Genomic DNA, 25,179 nt, shown 5'->3' on the forward strand with positions numbered 1-25,179 from the left:
GCCAAGTATCCGGGGGTGCTCGTGTAGACTCGGCCGCATGTGGGAAGCCCTGGCGCTCACCGCCGCGCTCTGCCAGGTGCTGCGGAACACGGTGATGAAGCGCCTGGGCCACGAGCTGGACGAGTACATGGCGGTGTGGGGGCGCTTCACCTTCCTCCTGCCGTTCCCCGCGCTCTTCGTCCTCTGGCACGGCGCCCCGGTGATCAAGCCCGGCTTCGCCTGGGCCTGCCTCCTCTTCGCGGTCTGCCAGATCATCTCGACGATGGCGCTGTCGAAGGCGCTCAAGCTTTCGCCCATCTCGATGGTGACGGCGCTGTGGAAGGTGAGCCTCCTGGTCCTGGTCGTCCTGGGCTACGTGACGCTCAAGGAGACGCCGAGTCTCCTCGGCATCGCGGGCATCCTGATCAGCATGAGCGGCGTCTACCTCCTGAACGTCCAACGGGCGCACATCTCGTGGTGGGCGCCGCTGGCCGTGCTCTTCACCGACCGCGGGCTGCGCTACACGCTCCTGGCCGCGCTCTTCTTCGCGCCGTCAGTCGTCACCATCAAGTGGGCGATGCAGCTCTCGGACCCCTACATGGGCACGCTGGGCGGCTACCTCGCGGCGAGCCTCCTCGTCACGCCCATTGTCCTCGTGACTTCCCGGAGATACTTCGCCGCCGTTCCCCGCCACTGGATGGCCTTCGTCTCCTTCGGCCTGTTCGCGGCGCTGACCACGGTCAGCCAGGGGCACGCGTACCTGATGACGCTGTCGTCCTACGTCGAGGCGGTCAAGCAGGTCGAAATCCTCTTCGCCCTGGGTATCGGGGTCCTGCTCTTCCACGAGAAGCAGAAGGTTCGCGAGATCGCCCCCGGCGCGGCCGTCATGCTCGCCGGGGTCGTGCTATTGTCTTTGGCGGCCTAGCCTAACCGTGGAGGTGCCACCATGACTGGACGGATCTGGAGCCTCGTCACCTGCGTCGCGCTCGCCTTCGTGCTCGTGGGCTGTGGACCGCCGAGCAAAACGGACCTCGTCACCAAGGCAAGAGACGTGAAGACACGCGCCGATCTCGAGAAGGCGCTCGGCAAGCCCGACGATATCGGCAAGCTCGGCCCCGTCGAGAAGTGGACCTACAAGGCCAAGGACGGCCGGGTCGTCTTCATCTTGGTCGGGGACACCGTCACGATCGAGAAGACCGGCGAGCCGGAGAAGAAGAACTAGAGGAGCCCGCGCGGGTAGACGGACACGGGCGACCCCGCCGCCAACACGACGGACGCCGGCTTTTCGGCTGACAGGAAGCCCCAGCTCGGGCCGTAGAGCGCCGCCCAGTCGAAGTCGAGGCTCCACGAGCGCACCGGGTAGACGTCCCAGAGCGGATGCCTGACCTCGTAGACCAGTGTCCGGCCCCGCCTGTCGCGCCCGAATCCCCACTGGTGCTCTTTGAAGAAGTGCTCCTCGCTGTCCTCTCCCGGCCGGACAGCGGGCTTGTTCCCGGTGACCTCGATGGCGTGGGAGCGCCCGCGCCAGCGCAGGCGGCGTATGGTCACGATCGCCGACGCCTCTTCCGCGACGCCGCTCTCGATCGGCGCGACCAGGTAGGGCTCGTTGTAGATCGCGCGCGCAAGCCATGAGACAAGGGGCTGAGGCACGAACTCGCGGATGAAGACGACGCCGCGGCGATTACCCTGCCTGACGTAGAAGCGAAGATTGATCTCGGGGAACCTGCGCAGGCCGGGCCACGCGACGCCCCACACTCGAGTGTCCTGGAAATCGAAGGCGACCAGGCTCGCGAACGCCGACCCGCCGCGCTTGTCGAGCTCGAGCCCCGCAGGCAGGTGAGGGTCGAGCAGCGCCGGCGGCACCTCGTACGTCAGGATCGCGAGGTTCGACCACCGCGCCGTGAGGAGCGGGCGGCGGATGGTCTTCATAGGAACAGTACTCACTGGGGGACGGTGCTCACTGGGTCACGGTGCTCACGGGGAGCCCCGCGCCCGCTCAGATCTCGGGGCGCTTGCCGTGGGTGGCGCGCACGACGGTCTTGATGCCGCCGCGCACGCTGAAGTCGCCGACCACCTCGATCCAGCGCGGCCCGGCCGCCGCCACGAAGTCGTTCAGGATTCGGTTGGTCACGTCCTCGTGGAAGGCTCCCTCGTCTCGGTATGACCAGATGTAGAGCTTGATGCTTTTGAGCTCGACGAGGTTCCGGTCGGGGACGTACGTGATCCTGATGGTGGCGAAGTCCGGCTGGCCCGTCTTGGGGCAGAGGCAGGTGAACTCGGGGATCTCGAGCGCGACCTCGTAGTCGCGGTCGGGATGCGGGTTCGGGACGACCTCGAGCTGCTTCCCGGGCCGGCTCGGCATGCGCCTATTCTACCGCGACGCGCCCACGGGCCGCGCGCGCCAGACGGCGTCCCGGGCGCGGTCGAAAACCTGCGCCGGCACCTGCTCCAGCAGAACGACGCTCGTCCCGCGGCCTTCCACCGCGAAGACCCGTCCGCCGTCAACCCAGGTCACGAGCCCGCCCCCCCGGACCGCGGCCTTCCCGGCGAGCTCGGGGTGTCGCTTCTCGACCGAGGCCTGGAGATTGGTCGCCAGCGCTGCCGCGATCTGGGCGTCCGCCGTGACCACGCGGTAGGCGATCACGAAGCGCCCCCCGTCGTCCTCCCAGATGCGGTAGCGGTCGCCGCGCCAGCCGGCCGCCGCGCGCCGCCCATCGACCTCGCCCAGGTGGAGCGCCAGCACGGCGCTGAGGGCGAATTCGCCGAGGTCGTCGTCCGCCACGAGGCGGCCGCCGGGCAGGAGGCGCGAGAGGTCCGGGATCACGACGGGGAGCGGATGCTCGCGTGCGTCGAGGTATTTCTCCGGGTGCAGGATCTGGGTCGTCGAGCGCGGCGGATCGCGGTAGACGGCGCTCGTGTCCGACCACGGATGGCGCTTCCTGAACTGGTAGACGAAACCGAGGCCCTCGACGTAGGGGAAGAGCAGGAGGTCGCGCAGGAACTTGGGCGCCTTGCTGACGACGGGCCCGCCGGCGCTCGAGACGATCAGGCCCTGCGCCATGGAGAGATCGGACAGCCCGCTGATGTCCATGCCCTGGGGCTTCAGCATCAGGTCGAAGCTGAGCGCCACGGCCTCGCCTTCGATGAGCGCCTGGCGGGCGAGCAGCCGGTCGCCGTGGCCGGGGTCGGGCGCGATGAAGTTGTCGAGCGGCAGCTCGCGGTCCTGGAGCGCGTGGACCAGCTCGTGCATGAGCGCCGCGCGCTGCTGCTCGGGCGGGAGCCAGTCGCCGACGACCATGACCTTGCCGCGCGGGTCGTAGTACGCGGAGACCTGCTCTTCGAGGAGATCCAGGAAGAGACGGCGGAGGTCGTAGTCGGGCGGGATCATTCCCCAGGCGACCATGCTCTTGCGCTCGGCCTCGAGCAGGGCGGGCGAGTAGCGGCGGGCGATCTCCTGCTCGATGAAGCGGCGGTTCTCCGCCCGCGAGCGGAGGAGGACCGGCGGCGGCGGGCCGGGGGAGGCGATGCCCTTGAGCGCTGCCAACTGCTGGTAGAGCGGGGCGGCGACGGCATCGAGCGCGGCCTGCGCCGGGCTCGGCTGCTGGGCGCGGAGCGCCGGCGCCGCGGCAAGGGCGGCGGCCAGGGCGAGGAGCGCGAGGGCCGGGGCGCGGCGCATGAGCCCCACGATTCGGCGCATTGACCCCACGCGTCTGCGCATTGGCCCCACGCTTCGGCGCATTGGCCCCACGCTTCGGCGCATTGGCCGATGATACCTCACCGGCGCATGGTCAGCGCGATGCCGACCACCACGAGCAGTGTGGAGAGGACGAGCTCCGGCGCCAGCGCCTCCCCCCCGATCGCGGCGGCGATCAGCACGCCCCAAATCGGCGTGGTCAGGGCCACGGTGGCGAGCGCGCTCGGCCGGTAGATCTGCAAGAGCCGCGCGTTCATGACGAAGTTGAAGCCGCCGATGATGACACCCTGGAAGAAGATCGACACGATGAGCGTTGTCGTCCAGCGGGTGGGCCGTCCGGACTCCGCGGCGAGGCTGATCAGAAAGAAGCCCACACTGCCGATGACGGACTGGTAGAGCATGAGGCGCACCGGATCGACGCGCTGGACCGTCTTGGCGATGTAGACGATGCGCTCGCCCAGCAGCAGCGCGGAGAGCGCGACGATGAGGTCGCCCAGAAGCGTGCTGCTCGACGTCGTGAAGCTGCGCCCGAAGAGGATGATGACGCCGCTGTAGGCCACGAGCACTCCGGCGAGCTTGCGCGGGGTCAGCCGGTCGCCGGGAATCATGAAGTGGGCGAAGACCACGGTGTGGATGGCGTAGGAGTTGAGCACGATCACGCCGTGGGCCGCCGTGGTGCGCTCGAGGCCGACGTTCATGAGCGCGATCTGGAGCACGAAGAGGAGGCCGAGCGACCAGATCGGTTTGGCCTCGCCGGGGCGGATCACGAAGACGTCGGGACGACCGCTCGCCAGAGCGTAGGCGGAGATCGCAACGGCGCTGACCACGAAGCGCAGGAGCGCCATCTGGAGCGGCGCGACGTCGGAGAGGCCGAGCTTGATGGCAACGGGATTGGCGCCCCAGAGGGCGGCGAGCAGCAGCGCCAGCGCGGCGCCTTTGGGGTCGAGGGAGCGATGCTCGAGCACGGGACGGGCTATGGTAGCATGAGCCTCAATGAAGATCGGCCTCGTCGGGCTTCCCAAGAGCGGAAAGACCTCGCTGTTCAACCTGCTGACCGGTGCGTCGCTGGCGACCTCGTCGTTCGGGGGCTCGCGCGCGGAGATGCACGCGGGCGTGGCGCGCGTGCCCGACCCGCGGGTGGACACGCTGACCGCGCTCTTCAAGCCGAAGAAGACGACCTTCGCGTCGTTCGAAGTGGTAGACCTCGCCGGGATCACCAAGGGCGACCGCGAGGGATTGGACGCCAAGGAGTTCAGGAACGCGGACGCGCTGTTGCACGTCGTGCGGGCCTTTCCCGACGCGGCCGGCGCGGCGCCCAACCCCAAGGGCGACATCGCGGATCTCGAGACCGAGCTGATCCTGGCCGACCTCGAGGTGGTGGAGCGCCGGCTGGAGCGGCTCGAGGCCTCCATCAAGAAGAAGCGCACGGACGCCGACGTCAAGGAGCAGGCGGTCCTGCTGCGCCTCAAGCCCGCGCTCGAGTCCGAGACGCCGGTCCGTGCGGCTGAGTTGTCGGACGACGACGCCCGTGCGATCCGCGGCTTCACGTTCCTCTCGCAGAAGCCCATCCTCCACTGCCTGAATCTTTCGGAGAAAGAGATCGACCGCGGCAAGACTCTCGTCGAGAGCTTCGGGCTCGGAGAGATCGCCCGGCGCCCGGGCACTGGCGTCGGCTGGGTCTCCGCCGTCATCGAGGCCGAAGTGGCGCAACTGGCGGGGGAGGAGCAGGCGGCCTTTCTCGCGGACCTCGGGCTGAGCGAGCCAGCGATCAGGCGGGTGCTTCGCGACTGCTATGCGCTCCTCGGACTGATCTCCTTCTTCACCGTGGGCGAGGACGAGGTGCGAGCATGGTCCGTCCCGCGCGGGACACGCGGCCAGGACGCCGCGGGCGCCATCCACTCGGACATCGCGCGCGGTTTTATCCGCGCCGAGGTCGTGGGCTACGACGAGCTGGTCGCCGCCGAGGGCTCCATGGCCGCGGTGCGCGAGAAGGGGCAGTTCCGCCTCGAGGGCAAGGACTACGTCGTCCAGGACGGCGAGATCTGCCACTTCCGCTTCAACGTCGCCAAATAATCCCCCCTCACCCTCTCAGCCCTCGCCTCACCGCTCGAAGCGAGCGTCTCGGCTCGAACTGCGACCCTCTCCCCCTTGGGGGAGAGGGAAACACAAGGGATCCCTTTTCCTCTCCGGGGGCGACGTTCACACACTGGGTCCCTCTCCCCTCATGGGGAGAGGGTAGGGTGAGGGGTGGAGTTACGGTTCCGGAGTTAGCGGCCCGTGGGAGATCACGAGTATCCGGACGTCGGTGAGCGCGCGCTCGGGGCCGTAGACCAGGGGCCCGACCTGCCACCGGCCTTCGAGCACCAGGACCTCCACCGTGCTCTTCCTTGCGATAGCACCTCTCATGGCGGTGGTCCTTTCTGTACGCCCTTGGGAAGGTGGCCCCAGACGATCCAGTGACGGTCGCTGGCGAGCTCGCACACGAGCCCTCCCAGGCCGCGCGAGCGGACCTGGTAGCGGATCTCGCGCAGCGTGAAGGCCGCGCAGAGCGAGTTGAAGAAGTCCTCCTTGAGCACCGGCGCTTCGGTGCCGGAATACTGCTCGACGATCTCGTGAGCCCGCCCGGGAGACTCTGGGCGGAAAAGATCCATGATCAGCACGGCCGCACCCGGCTTGCCGAGCCGCACGAGCTCGTTCCAGAAGAGATACGGGTCGGGCATGTGGTGGACGAGGCTGTTCGACACGACGGCGTCGAAGCTCTGGAGCGGCAGCGGCAGCATGGGCAGCCGGGCGCAGCGCGGGTGCACGCGGGCCTCCACGCCGGCCGCCTTCACCGCCTGCCGCGCGAGCGCGATCATCGGCTCCGAGCCGTCTACCGCGGTGATGGTGAAGTCGGGCAGGGCCCGGGCGAAGCGCACGGGAATGTCGCCCGGGCCGCAGCCGAGATCGACCATGGCGCCGCCGACGGTCTTGGGGAAGCACGCGCGGAAGCGATCCACGAAGCCCTGGTTGACCTGGACGAAGTCGGCCCTCGCGTAGGCGACGGCCTGGGCCTCGTCGGTCATCAGCTCGGGCTCGAGGATACGGTCCATGCGCTACTGCCCGCGGATCCAGAAGAGGCACGTGACAGGAAAGGTGAGGACGAGATGGTCGCGTGGATAGGCCTTGTCGGGAGCAAAGCAGCCGTCGGCGCTCGCGAGAGGATCCGCGGTGCCCGAGAGGTCGCCGTCGGCGTGGGAGGCGCAGGCGGACGTGCAGAGCTCCAAGTGCACGTGCGGGATGTTCACGGCGTTGCCGCTCATGCCGACCAGGCCGATCTGCTCGCCGCGGCTCACCCGCTGGCCCTGGACCACCGTGAGGCCCTGCATGTGGCAGTAGGCCGTCCAGCGCTTGAAGCCCGGGTGCTCGATGACCACACCGTTGCCGCAACCGGGAGGCCAATTGAGGACCCGGCTCACGACGCCGTCGGCGGCGGCGAGGACCGGCGCGCCCAGCTGGCCGCCGAAGTCCACACCGGCATGGCGCCTGAGCCGCGGCCGGTTGTTGGCGCCGTTGTACGAGCGGTAGGTCGAGAGGATGACGACCTCGTCCGTTCCGGCGGAGGTCTGACTTGAAGCCGGAGGGGCCACGAGGACCGCCGACAGCAGAAGTCCCGAGACGGCGCCGCGCCAGGCCATCTTATTGAGGCTTGATCCCCATGAGCTTGACGCTGCCCCCGAGGGACTGCACGAGTTCGATCATGCTGGCGTCCGAGTGCTGGGTCAAGAGGACGCAGCCCGCGCCGAGGATGATGCCAATGCCGGCCGTCTGGCCGAGCGCGTCCTGCGCCTCGGCCTTGGCGTCCGGGCCCGTGCCGTCCTTGAGCGTGCTCCACTGATTGAGCCCGCCCTGGACCGCGCCCGGCACCAGGGCCTTGCCCTCGGCGAGCGTGGGCCCGGCGCGGCGGTCGTCCCAGTTCCACACGTCGGCCGGAAGCGCTGCCAAGCGGTCGAACATCAGCCGCTCGCCGTGGCAGTGGAGCACGGTGAGGCGCGAGTGCTCGCGCACGGCCTCGAGGATGCGGCGGTCGTAGGGTTCGCCGAAGCGCGCGTACTCTTCTTCCGTGTGGAAGGCGTGGCTCGCGGCCTGGATGGAGTAGAAGATTCCTTCCGCGCCCTCCCGGAAACACGCCTCCATGAAGGCGAGGATCGTCTCAGTGATGGCGACGAGCGCGTCCTCGACGAGGCGCGTGTTCTCCTTGAGGTCGTAGTCGAGCCGGTCGCCCGAGAGCTTGCGCGCCAGCGACAGCGGGCTGAACACCGTCGGGACGACCGAGCAGTCCGCGCGGCGGTCCACCACGCAGCGGATGACGGACTCGATGTGGGACGCCCAGCCCGTGGACTCCATGGCGACGGGGCGGATCTTCTTCCAGTCCTCGGGAGCGTTCACCGCATGGCGCAGGCAGGGGCGGTGGCCGTCCGGCGCCAGCTCCTCGCTCTCGACGCAGCCCCAGTCCTCGACCGCATAGCCGCCGGCGGGCGTGACCTTGAGGAAGTCCGAGCCGTAGCGCTCGTGGAAGCGGAGCGTGGTCTGGGCCAGCGCCGCCGGCGAGCGGTCCACGTTGGGGAAGTGGCGCCAGAACGCATACGGCGGCCGGTCGGTCGGCTCGCGCTTGATCGCCGCCAGGATCCTCTCGCGCTTGGTCATGGTCTCCTTGCCTCAGCTGCGGGGGAAGTTCATGCAGTCCACGAAGACGTCCTGGAAGTCCGGGTGGGCAGCGAGGGAGATGTGCTCGATGCTGCGGGCGATCTGTTCGGCGCGGCCGCGCTCGGCCTCCGAGAGCAGCGCCAGCTGTGCCCCCAAGACGGCCGCATTGCCGACGTAGCGGATGCGCGACTCGGGCAGGGCGGGGATGAGGCCGATCCTGAGTGCGCTCCGTATCGAGAGGTAGTTGCCGAAGCCGCCCGCCAGCATGAGCTCGGCGACCTTGTCGTCGGGCACGCCGGCGATCTTCTGGAGCATGGCCGCGCCCGAGGCGATGGCGCCCTTGCAGAGCTGCACCTGGCGGACGTCGTCCTGGGTCAGGACGATCTCCTGGGTGGCTCCGCTCTCGCCCGGGCGGGCGAGGATCACGGCCCGCTCGTCGCCTCGCTTGATCACGCGCGCGCGCAGCGGCGCGGGCAGGCGGTCCAGATGCTCGAGATCGATGAGCCCCGTCCAGTCGATGACGCCCGCGTCCAGCAGGACGGCGATGGCGTCGATGAGGCCGGAGCCGCAGATGCCCTGCGCCGCGGCCTCGCCGATTGTGTGGAGCTTCAGGTCGCCGCCCTCGAGCGTGACCCGGTCGATGGCGCCCAGCGCCGCGCGCATGCCGTGGCGGATCTGCGCGCCCTCGAGCGCGGGGCCCGCCGGCGCCGAGCAGGCCCAGAGGTGCTCGCGCGATCCAAGCAGGACCTCGCCGTTGGTGCCGATGTCCACCGCGATCCTGATCTCGGGCGAGTCGTCCATGCGCGTGGCGAGCGCCACGGCGACGGCGTCGGCGCCGACGAAGCCCGCGACGATGGGCAGGAGGCAGACGCGCGCCTCCGGGTTGACCTTGAGGAAGAGCTCGCGCGCGGCGAGCGTCAGCGGATGGCGCATGACGGGGGCGTAGGGAGCGAGCCCCACGTACGAGGGGTCTATCCCCAGGAGGACGTGGTGCATGCAGGTGTTGCCGACGACGACGACCTTGTATATCCACTTCGCGAGCACGCCGGAGTCGCGGCACACCTGCTCGATGTGCTGGTTGAGGAGCCCGATGATGCGCGTCTGGAGCTTGCGGAGCTTGCCCGGGTCGAACTGTGCGAAGGCGATGCGCGACATGAGGTCTCCGCCGAAGATGGCCTGCGGGTTGAGACTCGACACCGACGCGAGCTGCTCGCCCGAGGCGAGCTCCATCAGCGTCGTCACCACGCTCGTGGTGCCGACGTCGATGGCGAGGCCGAAGGTCAGGAGATGCGTGTCGCCGGGCTCGACGGACAGGATGCGGCGGCCGAAGGAGGCGACGGTCACCTCGCCCTCGTGCTCGCGGAGCGCCTGCGGAAGCGTCTTCAGGACCTCCGGAGAGCAGTCATCGGGTGTCCGGCCGACGGCGGCGAGAACGGCCTCGAGGTCGGACGTCTGGTGGTGCTCCTCAGTGGGCAGCGTGACGCGCACCAGCCGCTTGGTCACGCCCGCGTCGATCGTGACCGGCATCGGGGCGCCCGCAGGGCGCTCGCCGCCCAGGATCTGGAAGCTCTGGTCGTCCACCGGCGGAGAGACCCGCACCGTGATCGGATCGCTTACCCGGCACTGGCAGGAGAGGCGGTAGCCCTCGCGGACGAGCGCGTCTCCCAGCTGCACCTCGTCCATGATGGTAGGCGGCGGGACGATGCCCGAAACGAACTTGACGCGGCATGAAGTACAGCGGCCGCGCCCGCCGCAGGTCGCTTCGATGTCAACCCCGGCGGCGTGGGCTGACGCGAGTATGGTCGCGCCGGATTTGGCTTGGAGGGTGAGCCCGGCGGGCAGGAGGGTGAGCGCCACCGTCGCCATGCGTTTGAAGATACCACTTCCCGCTTGACTTACCCGAGGGCTTTGCCGATAGTGACCGCACCCCATGAACCCTTGGGCGCGTCCGGCCCGCAGGTGATCAGGGAGGCCCGGTGCTCAACTACACGCTCCAGCGGCTTCTCTGGCTGATCCCGACCCTCCTCGCGATGGCGCTCGTCACGTTCCTCGTGATGCACGCCACGCCGGGCAGCCCGCTGGACCCTGTCGCCGAGGGCGCCAACCCGCTCTCGCCCGAGGCGCAGAAGAACCTCGCCGAGGCCTACGGGCTCGACAAGCCGCTCTGGGAGCAGTTCGGCATCTTCGTCGGCAAGGCGCTGCGGGGCGATTTCGGCCAGTCCTTCGTCTACAAGACGCGGACGGTGAGCGAGATCCTGATCGACGCCTTTCCGGTGTCGCTGCTCCTCGGCAGCATGGCGCTGGTGCTGGCCGTCACGGGCGGGGTGACGCTCGGCGTGCTGGCCGCCGTGTACCAGAACCGCTCGTGGGACTATGTCTCAGTCACGGTGGCGACCCTGGGTGTCAGCGTGCCTAACTTCGTTCTGGCTGTCTTTCTCATCGTGCTGTTCTCCTTCGTACTGCCGATCTTCCCAACCGGCGGCTGGAACGAACCCAAGGACTGGGTTCTGCCCACCGTGACGCTCGCGCTCGGCCCGATGGGCATCATCGCGCGCTTCACGCGCTCGAGCATGGTCGAGGTCATCCGCTCCGACTACATCCGGACGGCCCGCGCCAAGGGGTTGGCCGAGGCCCCGGTCATCCTCAAGCACGTGCTCAAGAACGCCTGCATCCCGGTGGTGACGCTCCTCGGCCCGCTCTTCGCTGCGATCGGCACCGGCTCCTTCTTCGTCGAGTCCATCTTCCGCGTCCCAGGCATGGGGCGCTTCTTCGTGCTCTCCATGACCGGCCGCGACTACCCGATGATCATGGCCGTGATCCTGCTCTACGGGGGATTCCTGACCCTCATGAATCTCGCGGTGGACCTCCTCTATGGCTTCATCGACCCCCGCATCAGGTACTAGCCTCGACGTTGCGGACCTCCTGGCGGCCGCGCCGTCCGCGGCGACGTCGGGTCTCTGGCGGGACGCCTGGCGACGACTCCTCCGCAACAAACTCGCCGTCGCGGGTGGCGTCACCGTCGTGCTGCTCTGCCTCGTAGCGATCTTCGCGAACGTCCTGGCGCCCCAGTCGTACACGAAGGCCAACTTCGGGAATATCTACGAGTTCCCCTCGCGCGAGTTCCCGTTGGGCACGGACCAGCTGGGCCGCGACGTGCTCTCGCGGATGATCTACGGCGCGCGCGTGTCCATGCTCATCGGGCTGGGATCGCAGGTGATCGTCGTGCTGCTCGGCGTGCCGCTCGGCGCGATTGCGGGCTATGTCGGCGGGCGGACCGATATCCTGATGACGCGCTTCATCGACGTGATGTACGCGTTCCCGCGCCTCCTCTTCGTGATTCTCGTCATGTCCATGCTGGGCGCGGGGCTCATGAACATCTTCATCGCGCTGGGGCTGACGGGCTGGGTCGGAATTGCCCGTCAAACCCGCGCCCAGGTGCTGGCGCTCAAGGAGAAGGAGTTCGTCGAGGGCGCCCGCGCCCTCGGGGCCCGCGGCTGGCGAGTCCTGGTGCGCCACATCCTCCCGAGCGCGCTCACGCCCATCGTGGTGTCGGTCACCTTCGGCATCCCCGAGGCCATCTTCACCGAAGCCGCGCTGTCCTTCATCGGCGTGGGCATCAACCCGCCGACGCCGTCCTGGGGGCAGATGGTCGGCGAGAACCAGCAGTTCCTCCGCTCTTACTGGTACCTGTGCGTCTTTCCGTCTATCGCCATCGCGGTCACGATGCTGTCCTTCACCTTCTTCGGCGACGGCGTCCGTGACGCCCTCGACCCGAAGATGAAGTAAGGGAGGTTCCACCATGCGCATTCCGGACCAGCAATTGGCACTCTTCGAGCAGCGCCTCCAGGCCATTGGCCTCGGCCGGCGCGACTTCCTGAAGGCGGTCGGCGCCATGGCCGCGTTCGGCGGCCTCGGTTTCGCCACCACGGCCGAGGCGGCCAAGCCCTCCAAGCCCGCGCCCGGCGACAAGCTCGCGAAGGAGCAGGTCTTCCGCTACGGCGGAGGCGGCTACTATGCGAACGATCCCGCCAGCCACGACTACAACAAGGACCTCTACTGCGGGGGCCTACCCGCGCTCTTCGCGGGCCTGATGGTCTTCAACGCGGACTTTCTCGCGGTACCGTACTTGGCGACCAAGGTCGAGGGCAACAAGGACGGCTCGGTCTGGACCTTCACGATCAGGAAGGACTCGCGCTGGTCGGACAACGCGCCCGTCTCGGCGCGCGACTTCGAGTACTCGTGGAAGCGCCAGCTCAATCCCGAGAGCAAGGCGCCCTACGCCGCGTACCTCTACGACATCAAGAACGGCGAGGCGTTCAACAAGAAGCAGATCACCGACCCGAGCCAGGTCGGGGTCCGCGCCAAGGATGACTGGACGCTCGAAGTCACCCTTGAGGGACCCCGCGGCTACTTCCCGGTCCTCGCGGCCTATCTTGCCGCGCTGCCGGCGTACCAGCGTGCCGTAGAAAAGCACGGCGACAAATGGACGGAGGCCGCCAACATCGTCTGCAACGGCCCCTTCGTGCTCGAGTCCTGGGAGCACAACAAGCAGATGGTCATGCGCAAGAACCCGTACTTCTTCGGCGCCAAGGACGTCCACCTGACCCGTGTGGTCGTGCCCATTATCCCGGTCGCCTCGGGCGCGCTGCCCTATGAGGGCAACGAGCTCGACCTGACGCTGCTCCAGGCGGGCGACCTCAGGCGCCTTCAGTCGGATCCCCGCGCGTCCAAAGACGTGTTCCGCTACCCGTTCCCCGGCACCTGGTATCTCGTGCCGCAGGTGACGAAGCCGCCCTTCGACAACCTCAAGGTGCGTCGCGCCGTGGCCCACGCCATCGACCGCGACAACGTCGTCAAGGTTGCGCAGGGGCTGGCGGTGCCGGCGTGGTCCATGATCCCGCCCGGCTTCCCCGGCGCCGTCGACACTCCGGCGATCAAGGCCATCCAGCGCTTCGACAAGAAGGCCGCCATTGACATGCTCAAGGGCACGCCCTTCGAGGGCGGCAAGAACTGGCCGAAGATCACGCTCTCGATGCGTGACGAGGCGCTCGGCGCCAAGTCGCTCGCCGAGGCCGTGCAGGCCGTCCTCCTCGAGAACCTCAACATGAAGACGGAGCTCGACGTGCTCGAGCCGCGCGTGTTCCGCGAGCGCCTGTGGAAACAGGACCTCCAGTTCGTCTGGATCCGTTGGTTCATGGACTACCCGGACCCGCACAACGAGTACTTCGACACCTTCTACGGCAAGAAGACCACGGGCAGGCGCCAGGCCTGGGTCAACGAAGCCTTCGACAAGGAGCTCGAAGCCGGACGCGACACCCGCGACGCGGCCAAGCGCATGGCGCACTACGCCAAGGCCGAGGAGATCATGCAGACCGACGTGGGCTACGTCCCCGTCGCGTGGGTCGTCCGCTACGCGGCGGCCAAGCCGTGGGTCAAGGGCATCGAGAAGAACAAGAAGGGCGAGTTCGTCGTGGACGGCAACATCTACGTCGACATGCTCCAGCACATCTACATCACGGAGAAGGGCTAGCCGGGTGCGCCGGAAGTAAGAGGCACGGCGGCCGAGGCGCTGTCGATACGCCTCGGCCGCCGGCGGGTACCAAACCCCCCATGAGACGCGGGTCCAGCAGGTCGCGAAGCGCGTCCCCCAGCATATTGAAGCCGAAGACCGCGAGCGACAGCGCCACGGCCGGCCAGATCGCGAGCCACGGCGCCCGGTACATGTGGTCGAGACCCGCGAGCGACAGCATCCCGCCCCAGGTCGGGTAGGGCGGTGGCACGCCGAGCCCGAGGAACGAGAGACTCGCCTCGGTCAAAATGACCGTCGAGAGGCCCGTCGTAGCGACCACGATGAGGGTCGGCATCACGTTGGGCAGGATGTGCGTCATCGTCGTCCGGAGGTGGCCGGCGCCGAGCGCCCGCGCGCTCTCCACGAACGTATGCTCCTTGACCACGAGCGCCACGCCTCGGACGATCCGCGAGTTTTGTATGCCGAACGCGACGCCGAGCACGATGGTGATGTTCCAGACGCTCGGGCCCAGCATCGACATGATGGACATCAGCAGGAGGAGGCCCGGGAAGGCCATCCACGCGTCCACGCCGCGCTGGAGCAGGAGATCGAGCCGGCCGCCGAAATAAGCGGACAGCATGCCGATCGCCGTCGCGAGGACGCTGCCGAGGGCGACGGCGCCGAAGCCCACGTAGAGGGAGATCCGCGCGCCGTAGATGAGGCGCGTGAGGAGATCGCGGCCGATCTCATCGGTGCCGAGCCAGTGCGCGCCGTTCATGGAGATGAAGCGCTCGCGGAGACTCGTCTGGGCGAAGCCGTACGGCGCGATCCATTCCGCCAGCACCGCTGCGGCGAGCATGACGACCACGATGACGCTCCCGATCGTGCCGAGCGGCTTCCGCTTGAGCATCTGGATCCAGACGTCGGCCCACCACGGCCGCGTGCCCTGCAGGCGCCGCGCCGGGAGCGCGACGGCGCCGCCGGCGACGCGCGCCCCGGCCAGCGCCGGCTCGCGGCTAGTAGCGGATGCGCGGGTCCAGGAACGCATACGAGAGGTCGATCAGGAGATTCAGCCCGACGACCATCGCGGCGATGATCAGGTTGACGGACTGGACGACGGGGTAGTCGAGCCGGGTGAGGGCCTCGAAGAAGAAGAGCCCGACCCCGGGAAGCCGGAAGATCGATTCGATGATCACCGAGCCGCCGATGTACAGCGGCGCCTGCAGGCCGATGAGGCTGATCACCGGGATCATCGCGTTCTTGAGGGCATGGCGCAGCACGATGGTCCGCTCTCCGAGCCCCTTCGACCACGCGGTACGGATGTAGTCCTGGCGGAGCACGTCGAGGAGCGCCGAGCGCATGATCCGCATGATCGGTCCCGCGCGCGTCACCCCGAACACGAGCGCCGGGACCAGCATGATCTTGAGGTTCGCGAGCGGATCGGCTGAGAAGGCGACGTACGTCCAGACCGGCGTCCACTTGAAGTAGATGGAGGGGAGGACGACGACGAGCACTGCTAAGCCGAAGTACGGGACCGAGAGCGCTAGGATCGCCAGGACGCGGCCCACGTAGTCCGACGCGGTGTCCTGTCGCACGGCCGAGACGATGCCGATGGCGACCCCCAGCACCACCGAGACAAGGATGGTCAGCGCCGCCAGCTCGAGCGTGACCGGAAAGCGCCGGACGAATTCCTCGAGGATGGGCTGGCGCGTCCAGTACGACCGGCCGAAATCCCCGTGGAGCGCGATGCCCTTGATCCACTCGATGTATTGGACGTGGACCGGCCGGTCGAGGCCGAGGTCGTGCCGGAGCGCCTGGAGGGTCGGCGCGTAGGCGTGCCCCTCGACCATTCGCGTCGCCACGTCCCCGGGCATGAACCGCATCAGGGCGAACACGATGACGCTCACGAGGAAGAGCGTCGGGATCGCGAGGGCGACCCTGCGGAGGATGTACCGCTTCACTTATCCAGCCACGTGTACAGGAGCCGCATGCCGAGGCCGTAGCCGTCGTGATGCTTGAAGCCCTTCACGTAGGGCGGGTGCGCCACGTACTGTGGCCACTGCGGGACGTAGACGTAGTACGCCTTGTCGGCGAGATAGCGCTGGATGTCGTCCACGATCTGCTTGCGCTTCTTCGGATCCATCTCCCGCCGCTGGGCGATCAGCATCTTGGTCAGCTCGGCGTCGGCGACGTGGCTCTGATTGGTTGGCAACTCGGGATAGAAGCGTCCGAACAGGAAGTCGTCCACCTCGGTGAAAGGCGTCGAGGGGCCCATGGCCGCGCCCTCGTACTTGCCAAGCGCGGTCGTGGAGATGTACTTGCCGTATTCCTCGGGCTTCAACTCGACGGTGATCCCGACCTTGCCGAGATTCTCGGCGGCCAGGTCGTAGTAGCTCCGCCAGGGCACGACATAACCCGGCCAGTGGAAGATGGGCATCGTGAAGCCCTTCGCGAGGCCGGCCTCAGCGAGGAGACGCTTGGCCTCCGCGGGGTCGTGGCCGACCAGGTACTTCGCCTTGGCCGGGTCGATTTTCGACGCGTCGAGCTTCCAGTCCTTGAGCGCGCAGGGCACCGGGCCCGCGTCGACGCACCCCTCGCCGAAGAGGAGCGCGTCGTTCCATCCCTTCCGGTCGAGGGCGAGGGCGACAGCGCGGCGGACCCGGACGTCGTTGAACGGCGGCCGGTCGGTGCGCATGTAGATGAAGCCCTGGCCTATCACCTGATACGGGGTCACGCTCATCTCGGGGTTGGTCTGCTTGAGCGCGCGGGATTCCTCCGGGCTGATCCAGCCCCAGATATGGGGCAGCTCGGCCTTGCCGGCGCGCAGCACGGCGAGGCGGGCCGCGGCGTCGGGCGTGATCTCGATGACGGCGCCGTCGAGATAGGGGAGCCCCTTCATGAAGTAGCTCGGGTTCCGCTGGAAGACCACCTTGACGCCCTTCTCGTATGACTTGAGCACGAAGGGGCCTGTGCCGATGACCGCGTCGGGGTGGTTGAAGTCCTTGAACTTTTCCTCAGCCTCGCGCGGCAGGATCGCGCAGAAGCTCGGGTTGGCCAGGTGATTCAGGAACGGCGCGTACGGCTCCTTGAGGGTGATCCGGACGGTGTAGCGGTCCACGGCGTCGATTGCCTGCACGGGTTCGAAGCGGTCACGGAAGCCGGACTTGGCCATGAAGCGCTCGAGCGAGTACTTGACGTCCTCGGCAGTGAGCTCCCGGCCGTTGACCGGGGGCTTGTTGTGAAAGCGCACGCCTTTGCGGAGGCTGAAGGTGTAGATCTTCCCGTCCTTGGACACAGCCCACTTCTCGGCGAGGTCCGGCATGATAGAGAAGTCAGTCGGGGACTTCTGCTCCGGCCCGTTGGGGAAGCGCACGAGCTGGCTGTACGTGAGGCTGACATACGAGTGGGTCAGGAAGCTGATCGAGATGTGCGGGTCGAGCCCCGGAGCCTCCCGCTCGGCGATGCGCAGGACGCCGCCCTGCTTGGGCTGCTGGGCAAGCGCGGGCCCAGCGGCGACGAGGACGGCGAGCAGCACCAGGAACCCAGGGAAAGCGGCGCGTCGCGCCATGGCCGATCCTCCTCGTTTTTGGCTCGTTTTTGGCGCTACTTCGTGTTGACGATCTTGTCCCAGAACTCGGCGTACTGCTGCTTGTACTGGGGCCAGATCTTCTCCTCAGCGAGCTTCCGGAACGAGGCGACGTCGGCCTGGTTGACCTTCATGCCCTTGGCCTCGAGGATCTCCTTCGCCTTGGCGTAGTTGTCCACGCTCTCGGTGGCCTCGCGGATCTTCTTCTGCGCCTCCATCCCCACGTCCATGATGAGCTTCTGCTGGTCCGGGGGGAGGCTCTTCCAGATGTCGAGGTTCATCACCAGCAAGGTCGGCCCGTAGTTGTGGTAGGTCATCGAGGCGTACTTCGACACCTCGTAGATCTTCAGAGCGTTGATGTTGACGATCGGCAGGTCCGCGCCGTCAATGACCCCCTGCTGGGCGGCGGGGATGACCTCGCCGAACGGCATGGGGACGGCGCTGGCGCCGAGGCCGTTCACGGTGTCGGCGAAGACGCGCCCCTGCTGCACGCGCATCTTCAGGCCCTTGAGGTCGGCCGGGCTGTTGATGGGCCGCTTGTTGTTCCAGAAGTGGCGGAAGCCGTAGTCGAAGAAGAACAGGATCTTGACCTTGTACTTCTTCTGGAAGGTTTCGTCGAGGTCCTTGCCGATCTGGCCGTTGAACATCGAGTAGGCGTGCTTGTAGTCGCGGACGAGGTAGGGCGTCAGGAAGACACCCATCTCGGGGAACACGGTGGAGGCGGCGCCGATGGGGCTTCCGATCGCGACGTTGCCCGACTTGACGGCGTCCATGATCTCGAGCTCCTTGTTCAGGAGCGTCCCGCCGTGGAACACCATGTTGATCGAGCCGTTGGAGCGCCGCGTGACCTCCTCGGCCATGAACTTGAGCCCGACTGCGCCCGACTCTGGCGGGGCGAGCAGGTAGGCGAGGTCCAGCTTCCTCGCCCCCGGCTTGGTCTGGCTGGAGACGGACGTGACGTAGCCGGCGACAGCCACTGTAGTGACGAGCGTGATGGCAGCGAAACCGCGGAACAGTGCTCGCATGGGGCCCCCTCTCGTGTAACGACGCGTCAGCGCGTGCGCGGCCGGCCCTGCCGCCGGCCTGGTCGCCTCTATAGCGCTCATTTCGCCCCCTGAAGTCAAGCCCGTTCTCGCGCCGGCGCCGATCGCGCCTTGACGGGGGGCTGCGGCGCGGTCTACGATCCCGCGTCATGATATTGGCTGCGCGCTGGATCGCCGCTGTTCCGCCCGTCTTCGTGACCGTCCTGATGCTGGTCGCCATCGCGGACATGCTGGCCGGCGTCTTCCTCCGTTACGTGATGACCCAGGTGTCCGCCGTCTTCGACCTTCCGAGCATCCGGTTCTTCTGGGTCGAGGAGATCGGTGAGCTCTGCCTCGCCTGGATGTCCTTCGTCGGCGCGGCGATCGGCGTCCGGCGCGGCGTCCACTTCTCGGTGCAGATGATCACCGATCGCCTCCCGGCCGGGGCGCGCCGAGCGGTGCTCACGGCGCACTACCTCCTCATCGCGGGGTTCGGCGCGCTGGTGGCGATCTTCGGTTGGCAGGTGGCCGAGCTCAACAGCCAGTCGTTCTCGCCGGCGCTGAACCTCAACCTGCGCTGGCTGTACCTCTCGTCGGTGGTCGGCGGCGTGCTGATCGTGATCTACAGCGCGGCGTCCATCGCCGACGGCTGGCGTGGGCGGTGGCCCGGCCTCCCGGTTCCAGGGTCGCCCGTTTCAGGGTCGCCCGTTTCAGGGTCGGAGATCCACTAGCATGCTCTTCGGCGCCGTCGGCATCTCGTTCATCGTCCTGGCGGCCCTGTCCATGCCCATCGTCTTCGCGCTGGGCCTCTCGGGCTTCCTGGGGCTCCTGATCGGCAACTTCTCGCTGCAGAAGCTTCCGTCGAGCCTGGTGGCCGGCACCCAGCACTGGGTCCTCCTCGCCATCCCGACGTTCGTCTTCGCCGGCAACCTCATGGAGCGCTGCGGGATGTCCTACGCGCTCGTGGATCTCGCGCGGGTGCTGGTGGGCTGGGTGCGGGGCGGGCTCGGCATGTCGGTGGTGCTCGCCGAGTACTTCTTCTCGGGCATCTCGGGCTCGACCATCGCCGACGTCTCGGCCATCGGTTCCATGATGACGCCGCCGATGCTGCGCGCGGGCTACAAGCCGGAGCATGCCGTGTCCCTGGTGGCGTCGGCCACGGCGATGGGCATCCTGGTGCCGCCTGCCATCTTCATGATCGTGCTCGCCCAGATCACCGACACCTCCGTCGTCGGAATCTTCCTCGGCGGCTTCATCCCGGCGGCGGTGACGGCGGCCTGCCTGATGTCGGTGATCTTCGTCCAGGCGCACCGGCTCGGCTGGCCCAAGGACGAGCGCCCGACGTGGCCGCGCTTCGTGAAGGCCGGCAAGGCGTCGCTCGTGCCGCTGGTGGTCCCCATCGTCATCGTGCTGGGGTTCTTCTTCGGGGTGTTCACGGCCACGGAGGCGGGCGCCCTCGTCGCCGCGTACGCCATGGCGGCGGCGCTTTTCTACTACAAGAACGTGACCTGGCGGGAGATGCTGACGATCGTCCACGAGAGCGCGCTGCTCACGGCGGCCGTGATCTTTCTCCTGGCTGTCGCGAGCATCTACCAGTTCCTCATGGGCATGCTGGGCGTGCCGCGGATGCTGGGGGAGCTGCTCGGCCCCCTGCACGGGACGCCGTGGCTCTTCCTCGTGGCCGTGAGCGTCATCGTGATCATGTTCGGCATGGTGCTCGAGGGGCTGCCGGCGGCCGTCGTCCTCGTGCCGGTGGTGTTCCCGCTCGCCAAGGAGATCGGCATCCACCCGGTGCACTTCAACATCGTGCTCACCGCCGCGGTGGGCATCGGGCTGTTCCTGCCGCCCATCGGTGTCGGGCTCCTCATGGCGCTGCGCTTTGCGAACATCTCCGTCGGGCAGCACTTCCGGGCGTACTGGCCCTACCTCTTGGCGCTGTTCTTCGGCCTGCTGCTCCTCATCCTGTTCCCCGAGATCACGCTGTTCCTGCCCCGCCAGGCCGGCGCCGTCCGCTGAGCCGGCCCCCGCCCCGCCGGATCGCCTCTCGTGCGCGCGCGCGCCTAGCGCGGATTATTCGTGAAGACATCGCCACCCTCACCCTACCCTCTCCCTCTCCGAGGGAGAGGGAGCCATTTCGATCCCCTCGCCCCCGAGGGGGAGGGGGCAGGGTGAGGGGGTGGGTAGGACGCGCAACACGCGTTCGTGAATAAAGCAGGCTAGGCGCCGAGCCTGCCGTGGGCAGACTCGGACTGCGTGGGGTGGAGAGAGACGTGGCTGTGCACGCAGAGCCAGCGGCCGTCGCGGCGCGCCAGGATGAAGGTGGCGCGGCCGGGGCGGGTGAAGGGCTTGCCGTCCGGGCCCGTGGCCTCGGATCGCCAGCCGGCGGCGATCCACGCGGTGTCGCTGTCCGCGCGGACCTCCGGCTCCGGCTCGAAGGTGAAGCCGCGGATCCGCGGCCAGACATTGCGCCACTGCTCCCGCTCGATGTTGTCGAGCCCGTGGACGGCCATGGCCCAGGTGCCGAAGGCGACCGCGTCTTGGGCGAACATGAGGCGGCCGGTGTCGAAGTCCCTCGCGCGGCATGCCGCCTCGAACTCCCGCAGCCAGGTGAGCACGCCCTGATCGGGTGTGGGCATGGGCCGGATTATGCGCTATCCTGCGTCCATGGAAAAGCTGCCATGGAAAAGCTGACGGTAGACGCGCTTCGCACGCTGGCAAAGGCGCAGGGCCTGGAGCTCTCCGACGCGGAGCTGGCCGCCCTGCTCCCGCTCGTTGAAGCGGGGCGGAACGGGCTTGCCGCCATCCGCGACATCCCGCTCGAGACCGAGCCGGCCTCGCAGTTCCGCATCTTCTGAGCGAAGAGAGGATCTCCGTGAGCGACCTCTGCTGGACCTCCATGACCGAGCTGGCTCGTATGATCGCCTCGAAGAAAGTCTCGCCCGTCGAGGTCGTGCAGGCGCATCTCGACCGCATCGCGGCGCTGGACGGCAAGCTCAAGTCGTACATCACCATCCTGGGGGACGCTGCGTTGGCCGCGGCCAAGGCCGCGGAGGCCGCCGTGACATCGGGCGGGACGCTGGGGCCGCTTCACGGCGTGCCCGTGGGCCTCAAGGACCTGTACTGCACCAAGGGTGTCAGGACTACTGGAGGCTCGAAGATCCTCGCGGACTGGGTGCCCGAGGAGGACGCGAGCGTGGTCGCGCGCCTCGTGGGAGCCGGGGCCATCGTGCTCGGCAAGCTCAACATGCACGAGTTCGCGTTCGGTCCCGAGGGGCTCAACCCGCACTACGGCACGCCGTGGAATCCGTGGGACGCCAAGACCCACCGCATCTGCGGCGGGTCCTCGTCGGGCTCGGGCGCCTCGGTGGCGGCCGGCATCTGCCCCGGCGCCCTCGGCTCAGACACCGGCGGCTCGATCCGCATCCCGGCCTCGCTCTGCGGGCTCTCCGGCATCAAGCCGACCTACGGCCGCGTGAGTCGCGCGGGCGTGCTGCCGCTCGCGTGGTCCATGGACCACGTCGGGCCGATGTGCCGGAGCGCGGCGGACTGCGCCCTCATGCTGGCGCCCATGGCGGGCTACGACCCGCGTGATCCCACGACAAGCGTCTTGCCCGTGCCCGACTACGCGGCCGCGCTCACGGGCCAGCTCAAAGGGCTCCGCGTGGGTATCCTGCGCTCCTTCTTCCTCGAAGGCGCGGCCCCCGCCCAGCAGGCCGCCGTCCTAGCCGCGGCCAAGGCGCTCGCGGGGCAGGGCGCGTCCATCGAGGACGTCAACCTCAAGACGGTCAACCTCGCTCCGGCGGCGTCGCACGCGGTCCTCGCCCCCGAGGCCTACGCCTACCACGAGGAGTGGCTGAAGACGCGCGCGGCCGAGTACGGCGCGGACGTCCGCGAGAGGCTGCGCGTGGGCGCGTTCGTCACAGGCGCCGAGTACGTCAAGGGCCAGCGGCTGCGCACGCTCCTCAAGAACGAGGTGGATGCCGCGCTGGCGAAGCTCGACGTCCTGCTGGCTCCGACGACGCCGATCGAAGCGACCGCCGTCGGGCAGAGCGAGGTCCGCATCGGGGACCAGAGCCTGCCGGTGCGGGCCAGCCTGATCCGCTTCACCCGCCCCTTCAACCTCACCGGCCACCCGGCCGCGTCGGTGCCCTGCGGCTTCACTGCCGAGGGCCTGCCGATGGGGCTTCAGATCATCGGCCGTCCCTTCGACGAGGCGACGGTGCTCCGCGTCGCAGACGCCTACCAGCGGCTCACGGACTGGCACACCCGGCGCCCTACGGTCGCCGCATGATCGGTGCCCGGCGGATCGCGATCGCTCTCGCTCCGGCTATGGCCGCGGCCGGCTGCATGACAGGGGCGCAGACCTTCGAGCAGGACCTCGCCTACCAGCGCTGGAAGCGGTGCGACACGTTCGCGACCATCGTGCTCCAGCGCATCGACACCGACGGCCGGGTGATCGTCACCGGCCGAGAGACAGAGCAGTACCAGTTCCTCAACTGCATGGCCGCGCAGGCCCGCGAGCAGCAGAGGAGCAAGCCCAGCCTCGTCGTCCCCGATCCTATCGTCAATCCCATTCCGCGCTGAGCGCCCGGTGCGATGGACCCATCCGAGCCGGTCAGCCTGCCGATCGAGGACTCGCTCGATCTCCACTCCTTCGCGCCGAAGGATGTCCGGCCGGTCGTTGAGGAGTACTTAAAGGAGGCTGCGGCGCGGGGCTTCAGCGAGGTCCGGCTCATTCACGGCCGCGGCATCGGCTTCCAGCGGGCGAGCGTCCAGGGGCTGCTTGCGGGGCATCCCCTGGTGGAGCGCTTCTTCGATGCGCCGCCCGAGCGCGGCGGCTGGGGAGCGACCGTCGTGGTGTTGAAGCCCTAGGCTACTCGGCTGATCGTCTCACCGCTGATCCACTCGGGCCTCACCTCACGGCTTCGCCGCTCAGTTCGAAGGGCCACGTTTCGGCTCCTCAATCCCTGTCCGCGCGGAGCAGGATCATCCGGTCCGTGAAGGACTCGATGCGGCCCCACTCGATCCTGAAGCGGAAAGCCTCCCGGCAGCGCGCCGGCGCCGCAAGCACGAAACGCTCGAGGTCGGCCTTGGCTTCCGGGCTCATTCTCATCCGCTCCGTCCACTCCTCCCACTTGCGCACCTTGCTGACCATGCCCTCGTCGATCACCGTCATTCCCGCCGCCTTGAGGAAGGCCGCCCACTCCCGCTGGGGCAGTGAACGCACGTGCGAAGGGTCCCGCCGCTTCTCGACCTCGAGAATGAAGGCGGCCAGCTCCCGGTCGTCGTGACCCAGGATGTCCTGGAGGAGGAAGGAGCCGCCGGGCCTGAGCACGCGGGCGACTTCTCTGAGGGCGGGCAGGATGGCGGGGAAGTGGTGCGCGGCGATGCGGCACGTCACGACGCCGAACGAGGCATCCCGGAAGGGCAGGGCCTCGACGTCCGACGCCAGGAAACGGACATTGACCGCGCCCTTGCCCCGGACGAAGCCGCGCGCGGCCTCGAGCATTGGCGGCGTCAGGTCAATCGCGACCACGGAGGGCGTGAAGCCGGCGAAGGCGAGCGCAGTGTGGCCGCCGCCCGTCGCGACGTCGAGCACGCGTAGGGCTCCGCGCCGGCGCCCCCACGCGACGAGGCGCTCGAGGTCCTCGCCTCCCGCGTGGCCGGCGCTCGTGACGTAGTCCTGGGCGCTCTGGCCGAACTCCGCCTGGACCTGCGCCTTCTGGCTGTCGCTCACGCGGCGGGGCCCTTCGGGCGTTCGGCGACGTGGCGGAAGAGGAAGTCCGAATCGAGGGGCGTCAGGTCGAAGCGCCGGCCGGCCTCGTCCACCAGCTTCACGCGGTCGGCGGCCGGCTGCTCCCGCAGCCGCTCCTCGATCCACGCGACGGCCTGCTTGATCGGCGCTTCACTCCGCCCGCTCACAGGTCGCGCACCTGTCGGCGCGCCCGGTCGACGCTCTGCCGGTACGTCTCGAACGAGCTGACCAGCCGCGGCTTCCTTCCCCGCTGCCGGTCGAGGGTGAAGCACGAGAAGGTGATGTCGTGAGCCAGCGGGAAGTCGCGGTAGAGCATGCCGGCGACCTTCTGCGGCCTCTCCGTGTGCGTGATCTCGAAGGTCTCCGTCTGTCTCAACGGCGGCACCCGCTCGCCGTGCTTGGTGCGCACCCATTTCATGCTACCGCCGAGAAGGTACGACAGGAAGAGGCTGTCCACCAGCATGGACTCCGTCCACGGGATCTCCTTTTGGTAGCCCGCCAAAAAGCGCGCGCCCGTGGCATCGAGGAACTTCCGCGCCGTGTCAGGGGAGACGAAGTCGCAGGCGCCGACGATGTAGCCCGTTGTCCGGCTGGGCCGGCAGTACCCGATCAGGCTCTCGAGGCGGATGACCTTGTCGCCGAGCCCGGTCAGCTTGCGCTGCTCTCCGTGCGACGAGATGTAGCAGACTTGGCGCTTGCGGTGGCGGCGCACCTCCTTGAGCAGCAGGCCCAGGTCGTAGTGCGAGTAGAAGCGGCGGTAGACGAGGTTGATACGGATGCCCTCCCAGGCCAACGACTGCCGAATGGCCTTGAGGTAGGGCAGCACCGACGGCTCCTCGTTGAGGAGCTTGCCCTTGGGATTCCACATCGACTCGAGGACGACCAGGCGCGCCATGGCTAGGACGCGCATGATACCACGCAGAAAGGGGCCTCTAATTGGATGATTCC

At 68.1% G+C, this 25,179-nt stretch carries 29 protein-coding genes; 12 read left to right on the plus strand and 17 right to left on the minus strand.

The genetic code is table 11. The features are described 5' to 3' along the window. Both Q7W02_03950 and Q7W02_03955 read left to right on the plus strand, forming a co-directional pair. A partial coding sequence (locus Q7W02_03950) for a DMT family transporter (protein MDO8475344.1) occupies positions 1 to 904 on the plus strand: 904 nt, incomplete at its 5' end. Between the two features lie 21 nt (positions 905 to 925). Then, positions 926 to 1,201 carry a hypothetical protein gene (locus Q7W02_03955; protein MDO8475345.1) on the plus strand — a complete coding sequence of 92 codons (276 nt, stop codon included), beginning with the start codon at positions 926 to 928 and terminating at the stop codon, positions 1,199 to 1,201. Here Q7W02_03955 and Q7W02_03960 read toward each other — a convergent pair. The 4 genes from Q7W02_03960 to Q7W02_03975 form a co-directional block, all read right to left on the minus strand. After that, positions 1,198 to 1,908, minus strand: coding sequence for a DUF2071 domain-containing protein (locus Q7W02_03960; GenBank protein ID MDO8475346.1), 711 nt, complete (start codon positions 1,906 to 1,908; stop codon positions 1,198 to 1,200). The two genes, Q7W02_03955 and Q7W02_03960, sit on opposite strands and share 4 nt — an antisense overlap. Positions 1,909 to 1,975: 67 nt before the next feature. Next, positions 1,976 to 2,341, minus strand: a complete 366-nt coding sequence (gene queF, locus Q7W02_03965; GenBank protein ID MDO8475347.1) for a preQ(1) synthase — start codon at positions 2,339 to 2,341, stop codon at positions 1,976 to 1,978. Between the two features lie 9 nt (positions 2,342 to 2,350). Then, entirely contained in the window at positions 2,351 to 3,676 is a 1,326-nt protein-coding gene (locus Q7W02_03970; protein ID MDO8475348.1) for a hypothetical protein, read from the minus strand. Between the two features lie 77 nt (positions 3,677 to 3,753). Beyond that, entirely contained in the window at positions 3,754 to 4,638 is an 885-nt protein-coding gene (locus Q7W02_03975; protein ID MDO8475349.1) for a DMT family transporter, read from the minus strand. Positions 4,639 to 4,666: 28 nt separating this feature from the next. Here Q7W02_03975 and Q7W02_03980 point away from each other — a divergent pair, with 28 nt between their 5' ends. Further along, positions 4,667 to 5,746, plus strand: a complete 1,080-nt coding sequence (locus Q7W02_03980) for a DUF933 domain-containing protein (GenBank protein MDO8475350.1) — start codon at positions 4,667 to 4,669, stop codon at positions 5,744 to 5,746. Positions 5,747 to 5,926: 180 nt separating this feature from the next. Here Q7W02_03980 and Q7W02_03985 read toward each other — a convergent pair whose 3' ends face one another. From Q7W02_03985 to Q7W02_04005, 5 genes are read right to left on the minus strand one after another with little or no spacing between them, the layout of a single operon-like run. Continuing rightward, positions 5,927 to 6,079, minus strand: coding sequence for a hypothetical protein (locus Q7W02_03985; protein ID MDO8475351.1), 153 nt, complete (start codon positions 6,077 to 6,079; stop codon positions 5,927 to 5,929). Further along, positions 6,076 to 6,765: a class I SAM-dependent methyltransferase gene (locus tag Q7W02_03990; GenBank protein ID MDO8475352.1), complete on the minus strand. Its 690-nt coding sequence runs from the start codon at positions 6,763 to 6,765 to the stop codon at positions 6,076 to 6,078. Before Q7W02_03990 ends, Q7W02_03985 begins: the two co-directional genes overlap by 4 nt. A 3-nt stretch (positions 6,766 to 6,768) precedes the next feature. After that, positions 6,769 to 7,350, minus strand: a complete 582-nt coding sequence (locus Q7W02_03995) for a M23 family metallopeptidase (GenBank protein MDO8475353.1) — start codon at positions 7,348 to 7,350, stop codon at positions 6,769 to 6,771. Position 7,351: 1 nt separating this feature from the next. Continuing rightward, a complete protein-coding gene (locus Q7W02_04000; protein ID MDO8475354.1) occupies positions 7,352 to 8,359 on the minus strand; it encodes a uroporphyrinogen decarboxylase family protein in 1,008 nt (335 codons plus the stop codon). A gap of 12 nt (positions 8,360 to 8,371) precedes the next feature. Next, on the minus strand, positions 8,372 to 10,225 hold the full coding sequence (locus tag Q7W02_04005; protein ID MDO8475355.1) for an ASKHA domain-containing protein: 1,854 nt from the start codon (positions 10,223 to 10,225) through the stop codon (positions 8,372 to 8,374). A 110-nt stretch (positions 10,226 to 10,335) separates the two neighbouring features. On the opposite strand from Q7W02_04005, the gene Q7W02_04010 reads away from it, so the two are divergent. The 3 genes from Q7W02_04010 to Q7W02_04020 are packed head-to-tail and all read left to right on the plus strand — an operon-like array spanning position 10,336 to position 13,889. Next, positions 10,336 to 11,262 (plus strand): ABC transporter permease, encoded by a 927-nt coding sequence (locus tag Q7W02_04010; protein MDO8475356.1) that lies wholly within the window; start codon positions 10,336 to 10,338, stop codon positions 11,260 to 11,262. Then, positions 11,231 to 12,145 (plus strand): ABC transporter permease, encoded by a 915-nt coding sequence (locus Q7W02_04015; GenBank protein MDO8475357.1) that lies wholly within the window; start codon positions 11,231 to 11,233, stop codon positions 12,143 to 12,145. The genes Q7W02_04010 and Q7W02_04015 overlap by 32 nt, the downstream gene beginning before the upstream one ends. A 13-nt stretch (positions 12,146 to 12,158) precedes the next feature. Then, positions 12,159 to 13,889 (plus strand): ABC transporter substrate-binding protein, encoded by a 1,731-nt coding sequence (locus tag Q7W02_04020; protein ID MDO8475358.1) that lies wholly within the window; start codon positions 12,159 to 12,161, stop codon positions 13,887 to 13,889. Here the strand turns inward: Q7W02_04020 and Q7W02_04025 are convergent. The 4 genes from Q7W02_04025 to Q7W02_04040 are packed head-to-tail and all read right to left on the minus strand — an operon-like array spanning position 13,873 to position 18,479. Beyond that, entirely contained in the window at positions 13,873 to 14,916 is a 1,044-nt protein-coding gene (locus Q7W02_04025; GenBank protein MDO8475359.1) for an ABC transporter permease, read from the minus strand. The genes Q7W02_04020 and Q7W02_04025 overlap by 17 nt on opposite strands. Then, on the minus strand, positions 14,885 to 15,829 hold the full coding sequence (locus Q7W02_04030; protein ID MDO8475360.1) for an ABC transporter permease: 945 nt from the start codon (positions 15,827 to 15,829) through the stop codon (positions 14,885 to 14,887). Before Q7W02_04030 ends, Q7W02_04025 begins: the two co-directional genes overlap by 32 nt. After that, positions 15,826 to 17,436, minus strand: a complete 1,611-nt coding sequence (locus tag Q7W02_04035; protein MDO8475361.1) for an ABC transporter substrate-binding protein — start codon at positions 17,434 to 17,436, stop codon at positions 15,826 to 15,828. Before Q7W02_04035 ends, Q7W02_04030 begins: the two co-directional genes overlap by 4 nt. Before the next feature lie 35 nt (positions 17,437 to 17,471). Next, a complete protein-coding gene (locus Q7W02_04040; GenBank protein MDO8475362.1) occupies positions 17,472 to 18,479 on the minus strand; it encodes a TRAP transporter substrate-binding protein in 1,008 nt (335 codons plus the stop codon). Positions 18,480 to 18,646: 167 nt separating this feature from the next. On the opposite strand from Q7W02_04040, the gene Q7W02_04045 reads away from it, so the two are divergent. Together Q7W02_04045 and Q7W02_04050 are read left to right on the plus strand one after the other, a co-directional pair. Next, a complete protein-coding gene (locus Q7W02_04045) occupies positions 18,647 to 19,207 on the plus strand; it encodes a TRAP transporter small permease (GenBank protein MDO8475363.1) in 561 nt (186 codons plus the stop codon). 1 nt (position 19,208) lies between these two features. Next, on the plus strand, positions 19,209 to 20,492 hold the full coding sequence (locus Q7W02_04050) for a TRAP transporter large permease (GenBank protein ID MDO8475364.1): 1,284 nt from the start codon (positions 19,209 to 19,211) through the stop codon (positions 20,490 to 20,492). Positions 20,493 to 20,692: 200 nt separating this feature from the next. Here the strand turns inward: Q7W02_04050 and Q7W02_04055 are convergent, their stop codons facing one another. Then, the gene (locus tag Q7W02_04055; GenBank protein MDO8475365.1) at positions 20,693 to 21,112 is read right to left on the minus strand and encodes a nuclear transport factor 2 family protein; all 420 of its coding nucleotides are present in this window, start codon (positions 21,110 to 21,112) and stop codon (positions 20,693 to 20,695) included. 42 nt (positions 21,113 to 21,154) lie between these two features. Between Q7W02_04055 and Q7W02_04060 the strand changes: the two genes are divergently transcribed. The 4 genes from Q7W02_04060 to Q7W02_04075 are packed head-to-tail and all read left to right on the plus strand — an operon-like array spanning position 21,155 to position 23,348. Further along, positions 21,155 to 21,331 carry a hypothetical protein gene (locus tag Q7W02_04060; protein ID MDO8475366.1) on the plus strand — a complete coding sequence of 59 codons (177 nt, stop codon included), beginning with the start codon at positions 21,155 to 21,157 and terminating at the stop codon, positions 21,329 to 21,331. Between the two features lie 17 nt (positions 21,332 to 21,348). After that, positions 21,349 to 22,767, plus strand: coding sequence for an amidase (locus tag Q7W02_04065; protein ID MDO8475367.1), 1,419 nt, complete (start codon positions 21,349 to 21,351; stop codon positions 22,765 to 22,767). Further along, positions 22,764 to 23,060, plus strand: a complete 297-nt coding sequence (locus tag Q7W02_04070; GenBank protein ID MDO8475368.1) for a hypothetical protein — start codon at positions 22,764 to 22,766, stop codon at positions 23,058 to 23,060. The genes Q7W02_04065 and Q7W02_04070 overlap by 4 nt, the downstream gene beginning before the upstream one ends. Positions 23,061 to 23,072: 12 nt before the next feature. Next, positions 23,073 to 23,348 carry a Smr/MutS family protein gene (locus Q7W02_04075; GenBank protein MDO8475369.1) on the plus strand — a complete coding sequence of 92 codons (276 nt, stop codon included), beginning with the start codon at positions 23,073 to 23,075 and terminating at the stop codon, positions 23,346 to 23,348. A gap of 88 nt (positions 23,349 to 23,436) precedes the next feature. Here Q7W02_04075 and Q7W02_04080 read toward each other — a convergent pair whose 3' ends face one another. From Q7W02_04080 to Q7W02_04090, 3 genes are read right to left on the minus strand one after another with little or no spacing between them, the layout of a single operon-like run. Further along, entirely contained in the window at positions 23,437 to 24,213 is a 777-nt protein-coding gene (locus Q7W02_04080) for a class I SAM-dependent methyltransferase (protein MDO8475370.1), read from the minus strand. Beyond that, the gene (locus tag Q7W02_04085) at positions 24,210 to 24,398 is read right to left on the minus strand and encodes a hypothetical protein (GenBank protein MDO8475371.1); all 189 of its coding nucleotides are present in this window, start codon (positions 24,396 to 24,398) and stop codon (positions 24,210 to 24,212) included. Before Q7W02_04085 ends, Q7W02_04080 begins: the two co-directional genes overlap by 4 nt. Beyond that, positions 24,395 to 25,141: a hypothetical protein gene (locus tag Q7W02_04090; GenBank protein MDO8475372.1), complete on the minus strand. Its 747-nt coding sequence runs from the start codon at positions 25,139 to 25,141 to the stop codon at positions 24,395 to 24,397. Before Q7W02_04090 ends, Q7W02_04085 begins: the two co-directional genes overlap by 4 nt. Positions 25,142 to 25,179: the final 38 nt, after the last annotated feature.

The organism is Candidatus Rokuibacteriota bacterium (genome assembly GCA_030647435.1).
Taxonomy (GTDB): Bacteria; Methylomirabilota; Methylomirabilia; order Rokubacteriales; family CSP1-6; genus AR37.